This is a genomic window from Mycolicibacterium monacense (genome assembly GCF_010731575.1).
GTDB lineage: Bacteria > Actinomycetota > Actinomycetes > Mycobacteriales > Mycobacteriaceae > Mycobacterium > Mycobacterium monacense.
Window position 1 is genome coordinate 4,250,270 of the sequence record NZ_AP022617.1, and the last position, 19,554, is coordinate 4,269,823.

21 protein-coding genes are annotated in these 19,554 nt (G+C 67.8%); 14 read left to right on the forward strand and 7 right to left on the reverse strand.

Annotated elements, in window-relative coordinates; translation table 11 throughout:
* Positions 1 to 3: 3 nt before the first annotated feature.
* The 11 genes from G6N49_RS20390 to G6N49_RS20440 all read left to right on the forward strand — a co-directional run bounded on the left by G6N49_RS20390 (position 4) and on the right by G6N49_RS20440 (position 10,567).
* The gene (locus G6N49_RS20390) at positions 4 to 2,904 is read left to right on the forward strand and encodes a Na+/H+ antiporter subunit A (protein ID WP_083045418.1); all 2,901 of its coding nucleotides are present in this window, start codon (positions 4 to 6) and stop codon (positions 2,902 to 2,904) included.
* Positions 2,901 to 3,374: a Na(+)/H(+) antiporter subunit C gene (locus G6N49_RS20395; protein ID WP_011558011.1), complete on the forward strand. Its 474-nt coding sequence runs from the start codon at positions 2,901 to 2,903 to the stop codon at positions 3,372 to 3,374. Before G6N49_RS20390 ends, G6N49_RS20395 begins: the two co-directional genes overlap by 4 nt.
* The gene (locus G6N49_RS20400; RefSeq protein WP_011854497.1) at positions 3,371 to 4,978 is read left to right on the forward strand and encodes a Na+/H+ antiporter subunit D; all 1,608 of its coding nucleotides are present in this window, start codon (positions 3,371 to 3,373) and stop codon (positions 4,976 to 4,978) included. The genes G6N49_RS20395 and G6N49_RS20400 overlap by 4 nt, the downstream gene beginning before the upstream one ends.
* Positions 4,975 to 5,544 (forward strand): Na+/H+ antiporter subunit E, encoded by a 570-nt coding sequence (locus tag G6N49_RS20405; protein ID WP_011558009.1) that lies wholly within the window; start codon positions 4,975 to 4,977, stop codon positions 5,542 to 5,544. Before G6N49_RS20400 ends, G6N49_RS20405 begins: the two co-directional genes overlap by 4 nt.
* Before the next feature lie 31 nt (positions 5,545 to 5,575).
* Positions 5,576 to 5,863, forward strand: coding sequence for a monovalent cation/H+ antiporter complex subunit F (locus G6N49_RS20410; RefSeq protein WP_011854495.1), 288 nt, complete (start codon positions 5,576 to 5,578; stop codon positions 5,861 to 5,863).
* Entirely contained in the window at positions 5,860 to 6,222 is a 363-nt protein-coding gene (gene mnhG / locus G6N49_RS20415) for a monovalent cation/H(+) antiporter subunit G (RefSeq protein WP_011854494.1), read from the forward strand. The genes G6N49_RS20410 and mnhG overlap by 4 nt, the downstream gene beginning before the upstream one ends.
* Positions 6,209 to 6,958, forward strand: coding sequence for an SAM-dependent methyltransferase (locus G6N49_RS20420; RefSeq protein WP_011854493.1), 750 nt, complete (start codon positions 6,209 to 6,211; stop codon positions 6,956 to 6,958). Before mnhG ends, G6N49_RS20420 begins: the two co-directional genes overlap by 14 nt.
* 297 nt (positions 6,959 to 7,255) lie before the next feature.
* Complete coding sequence (locus tag G6N49_RS20425; protein WP_011558005.1) at positions 7,256 to 7,816, forward strand: hypothetical protein; 561 nt, start codon at positions 7,256 to 7,258, stop codon at positions 7,814 to 7,816.
* Between the two features lie 5 nt (positions 7,817 to 7,821).
* A complete protein-coding gene (locus tag G6N49_RS20430) occupies positions 7,822 to 8,226 on the forward strand; it encodes a YybH family protein (RefSeq protein WP_011854492.1) in 405 nt (134 codons plus the stop codon).
* Positions 8,202 to 9,566: a Dyp-type peroxidase gene (locus G6N49_RS20435; protein WP_110807734.1), complete on the forward strand. Its 1,365-nt coding sequence runs from the start codon at positions 8,202 to 8,204 to the stop codon at positions 9,564 to 9,566. The genes G6N49_RS20430 and G6N49_RS20435 overlap by 25 nt, the downstream gene beginning before the upstream one ends.
* A complete protein-coding gene (locus G6N49_RS20440; RefSeq protein ID WP_011558002.1) occupies positions 9,563 to 10,567 on the forward strand; it encodes a hypothetical protein in 1,005 nt (334 codons plus the stop codon). Before G6N49_RS20435 ends, G6N49_RS20440 begins: the two co-directional genes overlap by 4 nt.
* A gap of 53 nt (positions 10,568 to 10,620) precedes the next feature.
* On the opposite strand, the gene G6N49_RS20445 is transcribed toward G6N49_RS20440, so the two are convergent.
* Genes G6N49_RS20445 through G6N49_RS20470 form a run of 6 tightly spaced genes read right to left on the reverse strand, consistent with a single transcriptional unit; the run spans position 10,621 to position 14,325 of the window.
* A complete protein-coding gene (locus G6N49_RS20445; RefSeq protein WP_064873776.1) occupies positions 10,621 to 11,247 on the reverse strand; it encodes an LON peptidase substrate-binding domain-containing protein in 627 nt (208 codons plus the stop codon).
* Positions 11,248 to 11,250: 3 nt separating this feature from the next.
* Entirely contained in the window at positions 11,251 to 11,676 is a 426-nt protein-coding gene (locus G6N49_RS20450) for a hypothetical protein (RefSeq protein ID WP_225891788.1), read from the reverse strand.
* Positions 11,677 to 11,685: 9 nt separating this feature from the next.
* Positions 11,686 to 12,816 (reverse strand): glutamate--cysteine ligase, encoded by a 1,131-nt coding sequence (locus G6N49_RS20455; protein ID WP_011854490.1) that lies wholly within the window; start codon positions 12,814 to 12,816, stop codon positions 11,686 to 11,688.
* Positions 12,794 to 13,519: a superoxide dismutase[Cu-Zn] gene (gene sodC, locus G6N49_RS20460; RefSeq protein ID WP_179967773.1), complete on the reverse strand. Its 726-nt coding sequence runs from the start codon at positions 13,517 to 13,519 to the stop codon at positions 12,794 to 12,796. The genes G6N49_RS20455 and sodC overlap by 23 nt, the downstream gene beginning before the upstream one ends.
* 10 nt (positions 13,520 to 13,529) lie before the next feature.
* A complete protein-coding gene (locus tag G6N49_RS20465) occupies positions 13,530 to 13,988 on the reverse strand; it encodes a LytR C-terminal domain-containing protein (protein WP_011854489.1) in 459 nt (152 codons plus the stop codon).
* A 28-nt stretch (positions 13,989 to 14,016) separates the two neighbouring features.
* Positions 14,017 to 14,325, reverse strand: a complete 309-nt coding sequence (locus G6N49_RS20470; RefSeq protein WP_011557996.1) for a nucleoid-associated protein NapA — start codon at positions 14,323 to 14,325, stop codon at positions 14,017 to 14,019.
* 137 nt (positions 14,326 to 14,462) lie between these two features.
* Here G6N49_RS20470 and G6N49_RS20475 point away from each other — a divergent pair, with 137 nt between their 5' ends.
* The 3 genes from G6N49_RS20475 to G6N49_RS20485 are packed head-to-tail and all read left to right on the forward strand — an operon-like array spanning position 14,463 to position 16,762.
* Positions 14,463 to 15,056, forward strand: a complete 594-nt coding sequence (locus G6N49_RS20475; RefSeq protein WP_083045416.1) for a peptide deformylase — start codon at positions 14,463 to 14,465, stop codon at positions 15,054 to 15,056.
* Between the two features lie 8 nt (positions 15,057 to 15,064).
* A complete protein-coding gene (locus G6N49_RS20480) occupies positions 15,065 to 15,955 on the forward strand; it encodes an N-acetylglutamate synthase, CG3035 family (protein WP_064873774.1) in 891 nt (296 codons plus the stop codon).
* Between the two features lie 3 nt (positions 15,956 to 15,958).
* Positions 15,959 to 16,762 (forward strand): exodeoxyribonuclease III, encoded by an 804-nt coding sequence (locus G6N49_RS20485; protein ID WP_011854487.1) that lies wholly within the window; start codon positions 15,959 to 15,961, stop codon positions 16,760 to 16,762.
* Positions 16,763 to 16,771: 9 nt separating this feature from the next.
* On the opposite strand, the gene G6N49_RS20490 is transcribed toward G6N49_RS20485, so the two are convergent.
* Positions 16,772 to 19,531, reverse strand: a complete 2,760-nt coding sequence (locus tag G6N49_RS20490; RefSeq protein WP_083045415.1) for a helix-turn-helix transcriptional regulator — start codon at positions 19,529 to 19,531, stop codon at positions 16,772 to 16,774.
* Positions 19,532 to 19,554: the final 23 nt, after the last annotated feature.

Genomic DNA, 19,554 nt, shown 5'->3' on the forward strand with positions numbered 1-19,554 from the left:
GCCATGCTGGCCATCCTCTGTGCCCATGCGGTCGCGACCGCGTTGGCGCCGCTTCTGGTGGCCAGATGGGGGCGGGTCGCCTTCTACCCGCTGGCGCTCGTCCCGCTGATCTCCCTGGTCTGGGTCGTACTCAACTGGCCGCCACCCGGAGGCGCGCAGACCGTCGACCTGGTCTGGCTGCCCGAACTCTCGATGGACATCACGCTGCGTTTCGACACGCTGGCAGCCATCATGAGCGTTCTCGTCCTCGGTATCGGCGCGCTCGTCCTGTTCTACTGCGCGACCTACTTCCACCACCGCGACGGGCACACCGAGAAGCGGCTGCCCAGCTTCGCCGCCGAGATGGTCGCGTTCGCCGGCTCGATGTTCGGCCTCGTCATCAGCGACAACATGCTGATTCTGTACGTGTTTTGGGAAACCACGACGGTGCTGTCGTTCCTGCTGGTCGGCCACTACGCAGAACGCGCGACGAGCCGCCGGGCCGCGACCCAGGCTTTGCTCGTCACCACCTTCGGCGGGCTGGCAATGCTGGTCGGCATCATCATCCTGGGCAACCTGTCGGGCACCTATCTGCTCTCGGAGCTGGTCGCCGCACCGCCGTCCGGGGTGGCCGCCGCCGTCGGGGTGGCACTCATCCTCGTCGGCGCGCTGTCCAAATCGGCGATCGTCCCGCTGCACTTCTGGCTGCCGGGCGCGATGGCCGCACCCACCCCCGTCAGCGCCTACCTTCACGCCGCGGCCATGGTGAAGGCCGGCGTGTTCCTGGTGGCCCGGATGACACCGGGGTTCGCCGACTCCCCGGTGTGGCGGCCGATGATCATCACCCTCGGCCTGGCGACCATGCTGCTGGCCGGCTGGCGGGCGGTGCGCGAGTACGACCTCAAACTGATTCTGGCCTTCGGCACCGTCAGTCAGCTCGGGTTGATCACGATCATGGTGGGCACCGGCGGACGCGACATGATGCTCGCCGGGCTGGCCATGCTGGTCGCCCACGCGATGTTCAAGGCATCGCTGTTCATGGTGGTCGGCGTGATCGACCACACGACCGGCACCCGCGACATCCGCCGGCTCGCCTGGCTGGGCGACCGCCACAAACCGTTGCTGATCATCGCCGTCGGCGCCGTGGCGAGCATGGCGGCACTCCCGCCGTTCCTCGGATTCGTCGCCAAGGAGGCCGACTTCGAGACGGTGCTGCACAGCGCCGCGCTGGGTCCGTTCGCCCCGTGGGTATTGGCCGGGATCGCCGTCGGCTCGGTGTTCACCACCATCTACAGCCTGCGTTTCCTGTGGGGTGCGTTCAGCCGGAAGGGTTTACACGAGCCGAGCCTGCGCGTCCGGGAGATGCACCGGCCCTCGGTGGCGTTCCTCACCGCACCGGCCGTCCTCGCCGCCGCAGGCCTGCTGGCGGGGCTGTGGCCCGCACCGCTGGACGCCGTCCTCGACGACTACGCCGACACCGTCCCGGGCGGTTCGGACTACGAGCTGGCCCTGTGGCACGGGCTGAACCTGCCGCTGCTGCTGTCGGCGGTGGTCATCGCGACCGGGTTCGCCGCGTTCTTCGAGCGGTCCAAGCTGCGCCGGGCCCGGGTCGCCTACCTTCCGTTCGGCAACGCCGACCACGTCTACGACGCCCTTATCCGCGGCCTCGACATCGTGTCCGTCCGGCTCACCGCGATCACCCAGCGCGGGTCCATTCCGGCCACCCAGTCGGTCATCCTCTGCACCCTCGTCGTCGTCCCCGCGGCCGCTCTCGCCCTCGGGGTGCGTGACCGGCCCGAATTCGCGCTGTGGGATTCGCCGTGGCAGGTCGTGGTCGGGTTGCTGATGCTCGCCGCCGCGGTGGGCGCCGCGGTGATGCGCAACCGTCTGGCCGCCGTCCTGTTGATCGGCGTGAGCGGTTACGGCTGCGGCGCGATCTTCGCGATGCACGGTGCGCCCGATCTGGCGCTGACCCAGTTCCTGGTCGAGACGCTGGTGCTGGTCATCTTCGTGCTGGTGCTGCGCACGCTGCCCGCGGAGGCCGAGAAGGCCCACATCAGGCACAAACGCCTGCCGCGTGCGCTGCTCTCACTGGCGGTGGGCGCGACGGTGACGTCGCTCGCGGTGTACGCGATGGCGGCGCGCACGGGTGTCGGCATCGCCGAGCTGATCCCCGACGCGGCCTACTACCGCGGCCAGGGCGCCAACGCGGTGAACGTGCTGCTGGTCGACATCCGCGCCTGGGACACCATGGGCGAGATCTCGGTGCTGCTCGTCGCGGCCACCGGCGTCGCGTCCCTGGTGTTCCGCAACCGCCGCTTCGGCACCGCGCCGCGGGTGTCGGACGCCGGCCAGCCCGACATCGGACGGATCGGCAACTTCGCCACCAGCCCGGCCGTCGGTGAGATCACCTGGCTGCGCGGCAGCGAACTGCGCGATCCGCGGCACCGCTCGCTGGTGCTGGAGGTCGCGACGCGGGTCATCTTCCCGCTCATCATGGTGCTCTCGGCGTACTTCTTCTTCGCCGGACACAACACGCCCGGCGGCGGCTTCGCCGGCGGTCTGACGGCGGGTCTGGCCCTGGTGCTGCGCTATCTCGCCGGCGGCCGTTACGAACTCGGGGAGACACTGCCCCTGGATGCGGGCAAGATCCTCGGCGTCGGCCTGGCCTTGTCCGCGGGCACCGCGGTGACCTCACTGTTCCTGGGTGCGCCCGTATTGTCCTCGGCGGTCATCGAATTCGACCTGCCGGTACTCGGAACGGTCAAGTTGGTGACCGCGCTGTTCTTCGATCTAGGGGTGTATCTGATCGTCGTCGGACTGGTCCTCGATGTACTGCGCAGCCTGGGCGCTCAGGTCGACGTGGAGATGTCCCAACCGAACCCCGGTTCGGGCGGGTCCGCGGCGAAGGTCGGTGCGCGGTGACCACCTTCCTCGTTCCCCTGATCCTGATCGGCGGCCTCACCAGCGTGGGGGTCTACCTGCTGCTCGAGCGCAACCTCACCCGAATGTTGTTGGGGCTGTTGCTGATCGGTAATGCCATCAATCTGCTCATCCTCACGGTGGCCGGACCGTCCGGCAATCCGCCGGTGCGGGGGCGCACCAAGGCCGGGGAGACCACCACGGCGGATCCGTTGGCGCAGGGCATGATCCTCACCGCGATCGTCATCAGCATGGGCATCGCGGCGTTCGTCCTGGCGCTCACCTACCGGTCCTATCGACTGACCACCGCCGAAGATGTCGGCAACGACCCCGAGGACACCCGCGTGTCGTCGATGGCCGCCAAGGAGGCCGCCGCCCTCGACGAAGACCGCCCACCCGAACCGGATCTGGCCATCGACACCGACCTGCCCGACGAACTCGACGCGCTACCCGGTCGGGAGGGGTCCCGGTGAGTCTCAGCTCGGTGCTCACGCCCCTACCGGTGCTCATCCCGACGATCGCCGCCGCGCTGACGCTGTTCGCGGGCCGCCGCCCGGTGTTGCAGCGGGTGATCGCCCAACTGGCGCTGGTCGCCGTCGTGGTGGTGTGCGCTGCGCTGGTCTACCTGACCGACCGTGACGGAACGCTGGCGCTACACGTCGGCGGCTGGGGTCAGAGCGTTCCCGGTATGGGCCCGCTCGGCATCACCCTGGTGGTCGACCGGTTGTCGGCGCTGATGCTGATGGTGTCGTCGATCGTGCTGCTGGCGGTGGTCGCGTACGCCATCGGGCAGGGCATCCGCGACGGCGACGGCCGTCAGCCGGTGTCGATCTTCCTGCCCACCTATCTGGTGCTGTCGGCGGGTGTGTGCACCGCCTTCCTCGCGGGTGACCTGTTCAACCTGTACGTCGGGTTCGAGGTTCTGCTGTCCGCGAGCTTCGTGCTGCTCACCATCGGTGCGAGCGCCGAACGTGTCCGCGCCGGTATCTCGTACGTGATGGTGTCGATGGTGTCGTCACTGATCTTCCTGCTCGGCATCGGACTCGTGTACGCCGCGACCGGCACGCTGAACATGGCCGAACTGGCCGTACGCCTCGACGACGTCTCCGAGGGGACGCGGATGGCGTTGTTCGCCGTGCTGATGGTCGCGTTCGGCATCAAGGCCGCGGTGTTCCCGCTGTCGACCTGGCTGCCCGACTCCTACCCCACGGCACCGGCGCCGGTGACGGCCGTGTTCGCCGGCCTGCTGACGAAAGTCGGTGTCTACGCGATCATCCGGGCACACTCGCTGCTGTTCCCCGGCGGCGGGCTGGACCAGGTGCTGCTGTGGGCGGCGCTGCTCACGATGGTGGTCGGCGTCCTCGGCGCCATCGCGCAGAGCGACATCAAGCGACTGCTGTCGTTCACCCTCGTCAGCCATATCGGGTACATGGTGTTCGGCATCGCGCTGTCGAACGACATCGGGATGGCCGGTGCCATCTACTACGTGGCGCACCACATCGTCGTGCAGACCACCCTGTTCCTGGTCGTGGGTCTGATCGAGCGCCAGGCCGGGGCATCGACGATGACCCGCCTCGGCGGACTCGCCGCCGCGAGCCCGTTGCTCGCCTTCGTCTTCGTCGTCCCGGCGCTGAATCTCGGTGGGATACCGCCGTTCTCCGGGTTCATCGGCAAGGTGGCGCTGCTCGAAGCCGGCGCGGCCAACGGAACGCCGCTGGCCTGGGCGCTGGTGGCCGGCGGGGTGGTGACGAGCCTGCTGACGCTGTACGTGGTGGCGCGGGTGTGGACGAAAGCGTTCTGGCGCTCGCGCGAAGACGCACCGGAGGGGCACCTGTCCTCCACCGCGCCCGCCGCACTGCTGGACGACACCGCGGAGTCCGACGACATCCAGTTCGTGGACCGTGATCACGTCGGCCGCATGCCCGCAGGCATGCTGGTGCCGACGGGTCTGCTGATCGCCGTCGGCCTGGCGCTGACCGTGGCGGCCGGACCGATCTTCGCCTACAGCGGCCGGGCCGCCGACGAGGTGATCCAGCGCGACAACTACATCACCGCGGTGGTGGGTGAGCGGCCATGAAGGTGATCGAAGGGACCAGGTGGTCACCGCGCCGACTGGCACTGCGCGCGTGGGTGCTGTGCTGGCTGACGTTGGTGTGGGTCCTGTTGTGGGGCACGCTGTCCGCGGCCAACGTCGTCAGCGGCCTGGCCGTCGCGCTGATGATCACACTGCTGCTGCCGCTGCCGCCGGTACCCGTGGAGGGCCGGGTCCACCTGCTGTCACTGCTGCGCCTGGTCGCCACCGTGGCGTACTACCTCGTGGTGTCGTCCGTGCAGGTGGCGTGGCTGGCCGTCAAACCGGGTCCGCCGCCGCTGACCGCGGTGCTGCGCGCGCATTTCGCAGTGAAATCGGATCTGGTGCTCGCCCTCGCGGTGAACATCGTGAACCTGACGCCGGGCACCATCGCGCTCGAGATCGACCAGACCAGGCGCGTGGTCTACGTCCACGTCATCGATGTCGGCTCCGACCGTGCGTTGAGTCGCTTCTACCGCCAGATCGGACAGTTCGAGCGGTTGCTGATCGCGGCATTCGAACGGGAGTCGGACTGGCGGCCATCGACGGAGAAGGAGGCGGATCCCGAATGAAGGCCGAGCGAGAAGCGAAGGCGGATCGCGCATGAATACCGTATGGATCATCGCGGGTGTGATGCTGAGCACCGCCGCAGCCGCGACGATGTTCCGGCTGTTGGCCGGGCCGAGCACACTGGACCGGCTCGTCGCGCTCGACACCCTCGTCGCCGTCACGATGTGCGCGATCGGCACGTGGGCGGCCTTCAGCCTGAACACGACGGTCACCTACAGCCTGACCGCCCTGGCCTTGATCAGCTTCGTCGGCTCGGTCAGCGTCGCGCGCTTTCGCGTCCCCGACGTGCAAAGGCCCGACAGGACACGGAGGATCTCGTGAACGCCTTCGACATCGTTGCCAGCGTTCTCGTGCTCGGCGGTTCGACGCTGGCGCTGACCGCCGCCATCGGCGTGGTCCGATTCCCGGACACCCTCTCCCGGATGCACGCCGCAACCAAGCCTCAGGTGCTCGGTCTGCTCCTGGTACTCGCGGGTGCGGCGATCCGCTTGCGCGGCAACATCGATGTCGGGATGCTGATCCTCGCCGGACTCTTCACCATCATCACCGCACCGGTGATCGCCAACCGCGTCGGTCAACTCGCCTACCACGAGCAGAACATCCGTGACGACCTGTTGACCAGGGACGAAATGCTTGAAGTCGCCGCGGAAGGGGAACACCGCCGCCATGACGACTCCTGACGGCATCGTGAGCGCGCTCGCCGTCGCGCTGGCCAGACAGAGTGAGTCGCACGCCGACTGTCCGCTGTTCAACGACCCGTACGCACAGGTGTTCATCGACGCCGCTCTGAGCCGGGGTTGCCAGCTCCCGTCGGATGAGACGTCCGAACGGATCAACGGCATCGCGAATTACGCCTCGTCGCGCACCAAATGGTTCGACGAGTACTTCATCGCCGCGGGCGCGCACGGGCTCGAGCAGATGGTGATCGTCGCGGCGGGACTCGATGCGCGGGCGTGGCGGTTGCCCTGGGTCGCGGGGACCACCCTCTTCGAGATCGACCACCCCGGGGTCCTGAAGTTCAAGAACGAGGCCCTGCACGAGCACGGCGAGAGCCCTTCGGTGTCCCGTTATGTGCCGGTTCCGGCCGACCTGTCCGATGGATGGTCAGAACGGTTGCGCGACGCGGGATTCGACGTCTCCGAACCGACCGCGTGGGCGGTCGAGGGGCTGCTCCCGTACGTCGCGGACGGCCCGCATCTGTTGTTCGACCGAATCCACGAGATCAGTCCGGCCGGGAGCCGATTGGCCGTCGAGGCTGTCGGGACGGGAGTGGCCGACTGGTTGTCCACGCAGGGCTGGCAGGTCACCGTGATCGGGGCGCAGGAATTGATGACCCGCTACGGGCGATGCGGTGATCACAGCGACACCGACGCTGGCATGGACACGGTGTTCGTCAACGCCACACGGGACCGCTGAATCTCGACTCGAATCTCCAGGAAATCATTTCAGTTACGGCTCTGCGGTTTCGATCCCGTTGACGTCCCGCTGCGGCCTCATGTCAGGATGCGCGCCGCCGTGGATTCATTGCCTCACCGATCGTCCGCGTTGTTGGCTTGCACTTTCGCGGTGTGTCCCGTTTTGCTGATGGCCGAGGCGCGGGGCTGATCAAGGGCAGGTCCGTTGCGCCGGGCTTCGCGCGCGAGACCAATCGCCCCGATTCGATGTCCGTCCGGTGTTAGTGTCCGGGCATCCGGTTCAACATAAGGGGCGGACATGTCGGCAGACAATCAACATTGGTCCAAACCGGCCGCGATGGCTATCCCCAGGGAGGGATACTTCGAACTCGAGCAAGGCCGCTACGGACCGGTGTATCCCCGGACGCCGGCCTGCTACGGCTTCTCGATCATCGCCAAGGTGAAAGAAGGCCGCGAGGAAGCCGTACGGGCCTACGGCAAGACCATCGAGGAGACGATCGCAGCCAGTCCCGACGCACTGGCGCCGCTTCGGTTGCACTATCTGCGATGGCAACTGTTCGACGTCGGTTCGGGACTGCACTTCCAGTACCAGGGCATCTTCGACACCGACTTCGACAAGTACACCGAAGATGCCGTCCAGCTGTTCAGCGCCACGGGCATCACCACGGTGTTCACCAACCTCGAAGGCTTCCCTGAGGACTGGAAGGAGAACCCTGAGTCATTCGTGAATTTCGTTCGCGAACACCAGGTTCCAAGCTTCCTCGAGTACGGCGAATACCCGTATGTGACCGCCGACGAGATCAAGAAGGCGCTGCGGCTCAAAGCCGCGTTCTCCGACATGCTCGATCAGATGCAATAGCGACCATGGGCACGTCAGACCCCCTGGTCACGGTGACTCGCTACATCGAAGCGTTCAACCGCGGCGACGCCGCTGTCATGGCATCGATGTTCGACACCGAGGGTGTGATTCTGGACGGCATGGCGCCCCACGTCTGGTTGGGTCCGTCAGCCGCTCAGGATTGGTATCGCGACGTGCTGGTCGAAGGCGAGCACCATGGCGCTTCTGATTATGCCGTCACACTCGGTGAACCTCTGCATCACAATGTCACCGGCGATCGCGCCTATCTCGCGATTCCGGCGAGGATGACCTTCCGCGTCCGAGGCACACCGGTGACGCAGACGGGTGCCTTCTTCACAGTCGCCCTTCGCCAGGTCGCAGAAGGCTGGCGCATCACCGCCTGGGCATGGACGAAAGGCACGCAGCAGTGACTTTCACCCTCACCGAACTCGAACTCGATGACATTCAGCACATCCTGCTGACCCGCACACCGGCTATAACGGGACGGTACGAGTTCCTGACCTTTGACGCACCGGCAGGCGGGCGGGCCTGGGTCACCGCGCTGCTCGACAAGGTCCAGTCCGCCGCCGATGTCCGTGCCGCGATGGACACGTCGGATCGCTGGGTCACGCTGGCTTTCACGTGGCAGGGCCTGCGCGCACTGGGCGTGCCCGACACTTCACTGGCGACCTTTCCAGACGCGTTCCGGGAGGGTATGGCCGCGCGGGCGCGCATCCTGGGCGATACCGGGGCGGCCGCACCGGAACACTGGCTCGGCGGTCTCGCCGGCGACGATCTGCATGCCATCGCCATCCTGTTCTCCCGGACCGACGAGCAGTACCGCGCATCGGTCGCCAACCACGATGCACTCCTCGACAGCCTGGCCGGTGTGCGCAGCCTGTCCCACCTCGACCTCAACGCCGCACCGCCGTTCAACTACGCACACGACCACTTCGGATTCCGGGATCGCCTGTCCCAGCCGGTGATAAAGGGCTCCGGCGAGGAACCGACGCCGGGGTCCGGTGCACCACTGGCGCCGGGCGAATTCATTCTCGGCTATCCCGACGAGAACGGTCCGGTCGCCGATTCCCTCCAGCCCGAGGCGTTGGCCCGCAATGGCAGCTACATGGCGTACCGCCGACTCGAGGAACACGTGGGGTTGTTCCGCGACTACCTGCGGGCGAACTCGAAGGACGCCGGCGAAGAAGAGCTTCTCGCCGCGAAGTTCATGGGCCGCTGGCGAAGCGGTGCGCCGCTGGTTCTCGCGCCCGATCAGGACGATCCCGAATTGGGCGCCGATCCGATGCGCAACAACGATTTCAACTACAAAAAGATGGACCCGTTCGGATACGCGTGCCCGCTCGGATCGCACGCCAGACGACTCAATCCCCGGGACACCGCCCACTACATGAACCGACGGCGAATGATCCGGCGCGGTGCGACCTACGGTCCCGCGTTACCCGAGGGTGCGCCCGACGACGGAGTCGAACGCGGTATCGCCGCGTTCATCATCTGCGCCGACCTGGTCCGGCAATTCGAATTCGCACAGAACGTCTGGATCAACGACAAAACCTTCCACGAGCTCGACAACGAGCACGACCCCATCGCCGGGACGCAGGACAACACCTTGGACTTCACCGTGCCGAAACGGCCCATCCGCAGGGTGCACAAGGGGATCCCGGCCTTCACCACCCTGCGTGGCGGCGCCTACTTCTTCCTGCCCGGCCTGCGGGGCTTGAGGTATCTGGCCACACTGGGAGACACATCATGACCACCGCTCGCACGTACAACCAGGAGCACGTTCCACGACGGCGCGACGGCCGCCGAAGAATCAGCATCTACTGGACGTGGAGCTACCCGTGGGAAGCGCAGCGCAACCCGGCAGAAGTCTACAACCGCTTCTCCACCATGACTGAAGTGCGAAACGCACTGTGGCCCAGCTATGAAACTACCGAATACGACGACGCCCACTTCTTGCAGGGCATAGCCGGCACCCTTGAACTGTTCCACCGGTCGACGCTCGCCTTTCAAGAACTCGCCGGTGAGGTGACCGGCCACCCCGTCGCGGTGTTCCAACGCATCGACCAAGCCGGATACCTACTGCCGATCGACGAACGCATTCTCGCGGACACAGACACGCTGATGGTGTTCGGACTCGACCACATTCTGTCCGAGCAGGAGGCGACCGCTGACGAGATCGCGGCGATCAAGCAGTGGCTGCAGCGGGAGGGCACGTGCCTATTGCTGGCGCCGCATCACGATGTGGGCTTCACCGACGACTTCGACCAGCGCGCCGCGGAGTTCGCACATCACGGCGATCCGCTGGTACCCCGCCAGCAGCGGTTCGGCCAGTACACGCGCTCGCTGATGAAGGCGCTCGACGTACCGGTCCACAACACCTGGGGTTTACGCCCAGCGGTCGTCGAGCGCACCCGGGAAATCGCGCCGCTGAACGGATTTCGAGACCTCGACACCGCCCGACTGCTCGACAACGTCACGACCTTCAACTTCCACCCCCACCTCCCGCACTATGAATTGACGGCACCCGAAAGCGACACGCTCCGAGTGCTAGGTAGGCAGCGCGTGGACCCCCACAGACCGCATCCATTCACCGACGGCGGCAACACCGAGTTCAACGCGCTCATCTGGATGCCCCCGACCGGCCATCGCTCCGGCGACGTCGTGCTGATCGACTCGACACACTTCACCACCCTCTTCGGCGGCACCGACAGCCTTCGCAATCTCTGGCACAACCTGGCAACCATGAGATGAGCCTCCGGCGGTTCACCCGCGCCGAGAGTCACCTCAGTTCTGAGCGCCGGGGTTCACTCGGAGAGTTGGAACTCCACCATCGCCGTGACGGTGTCGACGGCCTCACTCAACGCGGACAACCGGGCCGACACCGTGGGCGCCGACAGTACGGCGTACTTGTCGGCCTGTCCCATCGGCACGCGTGCCGCCAGCCCGTAGAGGCGTTTGACCACGTCGGACTCCTCGGGTCCGAGCACCGCAGATCGACCGCCGAACTCGGAACCCCTTGCCGCAGCGATCCGTTCGTAAAGCGCCACGACGCGATCCTCGACATCGAAAACTGCCGCGGAGTCGACCGAGCCGGGTTCGTCTTCCCACACCTCGATGTCGGCCCGCGGGTACGGCGCATCGTCGAGCCACTGCCTCACCCGGATGCGTTCGCCCATCAGGCATCTCAACCGGAACCGCCCGACACCGAGATCGGCGTAGTCCACGATTCGCGCCAGCGCACCCACTGTGCTGCGCCGATCACCGCCACCGACCTCACGTCCGGCCTCGATCAGCACCACACCGAACGCCGGGTCCGTCATCGCCAGACAGTCCTGCACCAGCGCGACGTACCGCGGTTCGAAGATCCGCAGGGGCAGCTCCTCGCCTGGGAGCATGGTCACCTCGAGAGGGAACATCGGCGTCACGGTCATCGGTCAGTTGAAACCGCCCCCGACGACCGCGTCGCTGACGAGCGTCGCCGGATCGGCGAACGTGCACATCGCGGAGGCCATCGTGATCCAGAGTTCGGGATTGAGCGCGACGAGTTCGTTCTGCTCGCCGATCGCCTCGATCACCTGACGCTGCGTCGCCTCGTCCATGTCGACGTATTCACCACACGTGGTGGCGGCCAGACCTCCAGGCGCGGGCGCACCGGGAGACCGCGGTGCGCTCGGCGTCGGATCGGGTACCCGGGCCCGGGTGGTCGGCGACGGACTCGTCGTTGTGGTGGACGGCGCCGTGGTGTTCATCGCCACCTGGTCCGGGTCGGCCATCGGCGTCCCCGTCGTGACGTTGCTGCACCCGGCGGCGGTGAGTGCGGCGACCGCGCACCCCGTCAGCACCCATCGCCGCACTCTCATCAACCCACTCTATAGCTCCAGTTCGGCGACCAGGGCGTCAACGACCGCAAGCAGATCACCGTCGTGTTCCTCGGCGACCCGGCGTTGCCGTTGGTAGCTGGCACCGTGCCGGTAGATCTCGGCGACCCCGGCGAGTTCGTCGGCACAGTCCAGGGATCGGGCCACCGGCTGCAACCGGGTGAGCAGGTCGTCGAGGTCCTCGGTGACCAGCCGCTCGTTGCTGTCGGCGTCGAGGATGATCTCGGCGTCGAGTCCATAGCGCGCGGCGCGCCACTTGTTCTCCTGCACATGCCAGGGCGGCATGACCGGCAACTGCTCCCCCGCGTCGAGCCGGCGGTCGAGGTCGACGACCAGGCAGTGGGTGAGCGCGACCAGTGAACCGAGTTCGGCGATGTTGGAAACCCCGTCGAAGACCCGGATCTCCACGGTGCCCAGATGAGGCGAGGGCCGGATGTCCCACCGGATCTCGTTCATGTGGTCGATGATCCCGGTCTTCTTCTGATCGTGGACGAACCGTTCGAACTCCGGCCACGACTGGAACTGGAACGGCAGCCCCGCGGTCGGCAACTGCTGGAACATCATCGCCCGGTTGCTGGCGTATCCGGTGTCCGAACCGTCCCAGTACGGCGAGGACGCGGACAACGCCAACAGGTGCGGGTACTGGTTGAGCAGCGACGAGATGATGGGCATGACCTTGTGCGCCGACGAGATCCCGACGTGCACGTGCACACCCCAGATCAGCATCTGCCTGCCCCACCACTGCGTGCGCTTGATCAGCTCGGCATAACGCGGCGCGTCGGTCAGCTGCTGGGTCGACCAGTTGGCGAACGGGTGCGTCCCGGCACAGAACAGTTCCATGCCGCGGTCCCGCACGATCCGGCGCACGACCTGCAGGGTGTCGTGCAAATCCGCCATCGCCTCACCGGTGTTCTCGCAGATCCCGGTGACGACCTCGACGGTGTTGCGCAGCAATTCCTTGTGCACGTGCGGGGTCTCGCCGATCTCGGCGATGACGGTGGCCGCCTCGTTGCTCAGATCGCGGGTGTGGGCGTCGACGAGCGCGAACTCCCACTCGACGCCGACGGTGGGCCGGGGTGACCCGGCGAAGTCGATACGACTACTGGCCGGAACGGATAACACCGCACGCCACCCGCCCACCGGCGTCACCGGTGGCCATGGTCGCCTGGTCCGGGCCCGGGGTGCCGTTGACCTGGTTGTACTTCTCCGGCGGGATGTTCGCGAAGTTGTCGGCCTTCTCGTGGATGATGATCGCGGTGCCCTCACCGCCGGTCAGATCCTCGGCGGTGAACGCATCGGTGGTGGTCACCACCATCGCCGACCCGTCCTCGCGGACCTGCAGCGAGGTGAGGTCACCGCTGGCCGGGTGCCCGGTCTTGCCCTCGGTCTGGAAGTGCCCGCCCGCGGAGTTGAAGTTGCCCGGCGCACCGCCGCTGGGAGCGACCGAATTCGGCTCGCACTTGCCGACCTGGTGGACGTGCATCCCGTGGAACCCCGGTTCCAGCTGGCCCGAAGCGACGGTCTGGACGGTGACGGTGGCATAGCCGCCGCTGAAGTCGAACTCCGCATTCGCCACGGTGGTGCCGTCCGGGCTCTTGAGCTCGGCGGTCAGCTTCTGACCACCCTCGCCCTGGCCTTCCGATCCGCTCCCGCCTTCTTCGCCCTGTCCGGGCGCCGCCGAGGGAGACGGCGAACCGGTCCACACCGACGGCGTGGTGCCCGGCTCGCTGGACACCGGCTCGTTGGGACTGCAGGCGCTCAGCGCGAGCGCGGGAACGGCGAACATGGCGGCGACGGCGGCGGATGTGAGACCGGGCTTGAGCATGGTCAAGAGCCTAACCGGTGACCGCCACGACGACGCCCGGTGGTTGTTCGGCCAGCGGGGGCACCCGCGGTTCGACCGGCGCCTCGAGCAGTCGGCCCACTTCGTCGGCGGCTTCCCGCTCCCCCGGAGCCTCACCGAAGTACACCGTCGTCGCGGTGACACCCTCGAGAGTCAGGTTGCCGGTTTCGGTGACGTTCCAACCCTCGTCACGCAGTCGGGTCGCCACCCCCTCCGCGGCGCCCGCCACATCGGAGATGTTGAACACCCGCACCTCGGGACGGGCGTCGGCCTCGGGAGCGGGTTTCGGTGACGGGGTCGACGAAGTCGTCGTGGCCACAGTCGTCTCGTCGGCCGACGAGTCATCGGATCTCAGCGCCTGGAATCCCACCAAGAGGAAGACGATGCCGAGGAAGAGCAGCACCATCACGATGGCGCGCAGAGGCAGTCCGGAGGATTCTCGCTGGTTCATCACGCCCCACTGTATCTAGCGGGCCGAATCAGGTGACCTCGAAGCCCAACCGTCGCGCGGCCCGCGCCTTCTGCCGGCTGGCCCGCAACCGACGCAGCCGTTTGACCAGCATCGGATCCGCCGCCAACGCCTCCGGCCGGTCGACCAGGGCGTTGAGCACCTGGTAGTAGCGGGTGGCCGACATCGAGAACAGTTCTTTGATGGCGTCCTCTTTGCTACCCGCGTACTTCCACCACTGGCGTTCGAACGCCAAGATGTCGAATTCGCGCCTGGTCAGTCCTGCAGGCAGATCAGAGTCGTCACCGGATTGCTCAGTCTGCGCCATGGCGCCGTCCATATTGCTCCTCGGACCCTCCGACACTCGAAATAACATCCATGTGGTTCGGCGCTCATTCAATCACGGCGGCCAGAGTTGAGGCGTCACCGATACGGGCGAGTCGGCTCACATAAGCGGCTCGCCCTAAGCTCCTCCACGTGGCAGTCGTTCCGATCCGCATCGTGGGAGATCCAGTCCTGCGCACCGAAACCACCCCGATCCCCGTCGGCGATGACGGTTCCCTCCCCGCCGAGGTGGCCGATCTCATCCGCGATCTGTACGAGACGATGGACGCCGCCAACGGTGTCGGCTTGGCCGCCAACCAGATCGGCGTCTCCCAGCGGGTGTTCGTCTACGACTGCCCCGATTCGCGCGGCCGGGCGGGCCGGCGCCGCGGGGTCGTGATCAATCCGGTGCTGGAGACGTCCGACATCCCCGAGACCATGCCCGATCCCGATGACGACGAAGAGGGCTGCCTGTCGGTGCCCGGCGAGCAGTTCCCCACCGGGCGGGCCGACTGGGCGCGGGTGACGGGCCTGGACGCCCACGGCAGCCCCATCACCGTCGAGGGCACCGGACTGTTCGCGCGGATGCTGCAGCACGAGACGGGCCACCTCGACGGATTCCTCTACCTCGACCGCCTGATCGGTCGGCACGCGCGCGCGGCCAAACGCGCAGTCAAACACAACGGCTGGGGGGTGCCCGGGCTGAGTTGGACGCCGGGCGAGGATCCCGATCCGTTCGGCCACTGAGCCGTCCCGTGCCCGAGCTACCCCGCGCCGGCACCCGGGTGAGCCTGCGTTACCGGCTGCCCGCCGGTTCGGTCCCGCCACTCAACGATGTCGTCGGACACCTGCTCGAACGCGATCCGGTGGTCCGCGTCCGGACGAAAACCGGTGAGAGCGTGACGATCTCACCCGCCGATGTGGTCACGGTGCGGGTGCTCACCGACGTCCCGGTCAAGTCGTCGCAGATCCGCGCCGTCGAGCACGCGGCCGCGTTGGCCTGGCCGGGTCTGCACCGTGAATGGGTCGACGGGTGGCTGCTGCGCGCCTCCGACGGGTACACCCACCGCGGCAATTCCGCGGTGCCGCTTGACATCAACGCCAATGCGGCGACGGTGCCTGCGATCAGGGACTGGTACGCCCGGCGCGGCCTCACCCCGTGGCTGGCGGTACCCGACCGGCTGGTGCGCCTGCCGCTGCGCGACGTCCACCTCGAGAGCATCGTGATGGTGCGCGCCCTGCCCGCCGAGGCGGCCGCGGAGGTGACCGTGACCCCGCAGCCCGACCCCGCCTGGCTGGCCGTCTACGAGCGCGAGGTGCCGATCGAGGTGCTGACCGCGGTGGTCGACGGACAGGTGGCGTTCGGCCGCATCGACGACGCCGCGGTGGGCCGCGCCGCCGTCACGCCCGCGCACGACGGCACGCGATGGGTGGGGCTGTCGGCCGTGCGCGTCGCCGAGGACCGGCGCCGTCGCGGCCACGCCCGCGCGCTGTGCGCGGCGCTGCTGCAGTGGGGTGCGCGCGGCGGTGCGACCCACGCCTACGTGCAGGTGCTCGCCGACAACCACGGCGCCATCGCCCTCTACGAGTCGATGGGGTTCACGGCACAGCACCGGGAGCGCTACGTCGACGCTTCTAAGCTGTAGCCCATGCGCCTGGCCACCTGGAACGTCAACTCGATCCGCGCCCGGGTGGACCGGGTCACCGACTGGCTGGAGCGGGCCGACGTCGACGTGCTGGCCATGCAGGAGACCAAGTGCAACGACGAGCAGTTCCCCACCATGCCGTTCGCCGCGCTCGGCTACGACGTCGTGCACTGCGGGTTCAACCAGTGGAACGGCGTCGCGATCGCATCGCGGGTCGGCCTCGACGACGTGGCGGTCGGCTTCGACGGCCAACCCACCTGGTGTGACAAACCCGACATAGAGGCCGCCGCCGAGGCCCGCGCGTTGGGTGCGACGTGCGCCGGGGTGCGGGTGTGGAGCCTCTACGTACCCAACGGCCGGTTCGTCGGCTCACCGCACTACGCCTACAAGCTCGAATGGCTTGCCGCCCTGCGCAAGACCGCGCACGGCTGGCTCACCGAGAACCCCGCCCTGCCGATCGCGATGGTCGGCGACTGGAACATCGCCCCGACCGACGACGACGTCTGGAGCGTCGAGGCGTATCAGGACAGTACCCACGTCACACCGCCCGAGCGTCAGGCCTTCACCGAGATCGTCGACGCCGGATACGCCGACGTGGTGCGACCTTTCACCCCCGGACCGGGTGTCTACACGTACTGGGACTACACCCGGCTGGCGTTCCAGAAGCGGCGCGGTATGCGCATCGACTTCATCCTGGGCTCACCGGCGTTCGCCGATCGGGTCACCCACGCCGAGATCGTCCGCGAGGAACGCAAGGGCAAGGGCGCCAGCGATCACGCACCGGTGTTGGTGGACCTGCGAGACTGAATCTCCCTGTCAGGATTCGGCGTTGAGCACCCTGGCGAGCTCGCCGCGGGAACGGATGCCCAGCCTGCGGTAGACGCGCGACAGGTTGGCCTCCACCGTCTTCTCACTCACGTACAGCGTCGCGGCGATCTCACGGTTCGTCATCCCCTGCACGGCGAGATCGGCGAAGCGGCGCTCGGATTCGGCGAGGCCGGCCGCGGTCTGCCTACCGGTCAGCGCGTCGAGTTCGGCGCGGGCCTGCCGCGCCCACAGCTCCGCCCCGATGCGCTCGAACGCCGCGAGAGCGGTCGAGACGGTGGCGGTGGCGGCGTCGTACTGGCGCCGCCGGTGTTGCAACCGGCCGACCACGAGTTGGGTGCGGGCGAGTTCGAACGGCATCGACAGCCGGCCGTGCTCGGTCAACGCGCGCTCACCGGCCCTGACGGCGGCGGTCAGGTCACCGCGTGCGGCGAGCAGCAGCGCCCGGCAGCGCGCACCGAGGGCGAGCATCCACGGCCGGTCGAGGCGGGTTCCGTTGGCCTCCAACGCCTCGACGAGCCGTTCCGCCTCATCGAGGCGGCCGATGCCGATGAGCGCCTCCGCCGCGTCCGGCAGGAACGGCGCCGTGACGAGTTCGGTGGGCGCCGGGATCCCGGTCGCCGCCGACGACCAGCCCTCGACCGCCGGACTCAACACGTCCACCGCGGCCCGGTGGTCGCCCAGCGACAACTCGAGGAAACCCAGGCTCGTGGTCAGCCACACCCCGAGACGGGTGGACTCACACCGCTCCCCGACCGTCCGCGCCTGGGCGGCGAACCGGCGCGTCTGGTCCTCGCGGCCGAAGTGGGCACTCACCATCACCCGCACGATCAACGCGACGAACAGCGGCAGGTCACCGTGGGACTGCAACGCCCGCTCGACGCTGTCCTCGGCGACCCGTTCCGCAGCCGCGAGGTCGGCCCGCCAGACGTTGACCTGCCCGAGGTGGAAGTCGACGAACGCCCGCTCGCTTTCGTCGCCCCGTTCGATGCAGCGCTGTGCGATCGCGTTGAACTGGTCGGCGGCCTCGTCGAGCCGGTCGGTCCACAACATCAGCAGGGCGTGCAGGGTCCTCGGCTGCGCGGCCAGCGGTAGGCCCTCGGGCTCGTCGAAATCGAACACGCCGTCGAGTTCAGCCTCGTCGAAACCCTCGCCGAGCAGGAACCGCAGCAGCGCGCGAATCGGCTTGGCCTGGGTGATCAGATCCGGCCGATGCAGTGTCATCGCCTGTGTCACGGCTTCTTCCGCGCGCTGCACCGCCCGGTCCGCGCGCCCCGCGTTGAACTCGATGAACGCCAACATGACGAGCATGTGCACCCGGCGGTCCGGGTTGACGCCCGGCTCGGCGATGGCCTGTTCGAGCATCGGCACCGCCTCGGACGAACTGTTGGCGTAGAGCCGTACCAGACCGAGCAGCTGCAGCGCCCGGGCCCGCAGCTCACCCGGCGGGATCTCGGAAAGGGCGTGTTCCAACAACACTCGTGCCCGCGCGGCATCACCCGCCTCGAAGTGGCAGGCCGCGGCACGCAGCGTGCGTTCAGGGGTGTCACCCCCGCGGGCACGGGCCATGTCGAGCAGTTCGGCGGCGGTCGCGGGTGCGCCGCGCAGGTGGACCGATTCGGCCGCCTCGTCGAGCGCCTTGACCGTCTGCTCGTCGGCGCCGTCACTCGAGAGGGCGCGGTGCCGGGCCCGGGACTCAGGGCTCTCGACGATGTCGGCCAACCGGCGGTGCATCCACCGCCGTTCGTCCGCGGACGCCTCGGCGTACACCCCACGGGCCAACAGGGGATGACTGAAAGTCACCTTGTAGCCGGTGATCTCGACGACGCCGTGCCGTTCGGCCTCCTCGAGAGCCGCGACGGTCCACTCGACGTTGTCGCCGACGGCGCGCGCCACCAGATCCACGGTGGGCGACGCGATACAGGCGGTGGCGAGGAGGACCTCCCGGGTGTGGTCGGGCAAACCGGAGATGCGTGTCCGCACCAGATCGGCGAGGGTGGCCGGCAGCGGCCCGACACCGGTGGCGTCCCGGTCCAGTGCCCGCGCCAATTCGAGGGCGTAGAGCGGGTTTCCGGCCGAAACCTCGTACACCCAGTCCATTCTCGGGCGGGTCAGCGACCGGCCCAGCTGGTGGCTGATCATGGCGTGCAGGCCCCCGACCGTCATCGGATGCACCCGGGCCCGGTGCAGACGCTCCGGACGCGACGGTTCGAGCAGCGTCTCGGTGTGGTCGCCTGCGCCGGAGCGCACGGTCACGAGGAAACCGATGGCGCCCGCGGACCGGCGGGCCACCGACGCGAGAACGGCGGCGGTCGGCGGGTCGAGCCACTGCAGATCGTCGATCGCGACGAGGACGGGACTGTCGTGGGCCAGCCGTTCGAGCACCGACCGGACGGCGGCGGCCACCGCGCGTTGATCGGTGCCGGGTCCCGTGTCGTCGGCGCGAGAGAGGACCCGGTCGATCGCGACTCGTTGCGGGGCGGGCAGGTGGTCGAGCACCTCGGTGTCCACATCGGCGAGCAGTTCGGCCAGCGATGAGTACGCGGCCACCGACTCGCTGGACACCGGGTGCGCCGCGAGCACCCGGAAGCCGCGGGTCCGGGCGCGTTCGATGCCTGCGCGCCACACGGTGCTCTTACCGATCCCGACATCGCCTTCGAGCACCAGCACGCAGGTACCCGTCGGCACTGCGGAGAGCAGGTCGTCGACAGCGCTCAACTCCGCGTCGCGGCTGATGAGCTGCAGGGGCACCTACGTATCTTCGCAGCAGATCG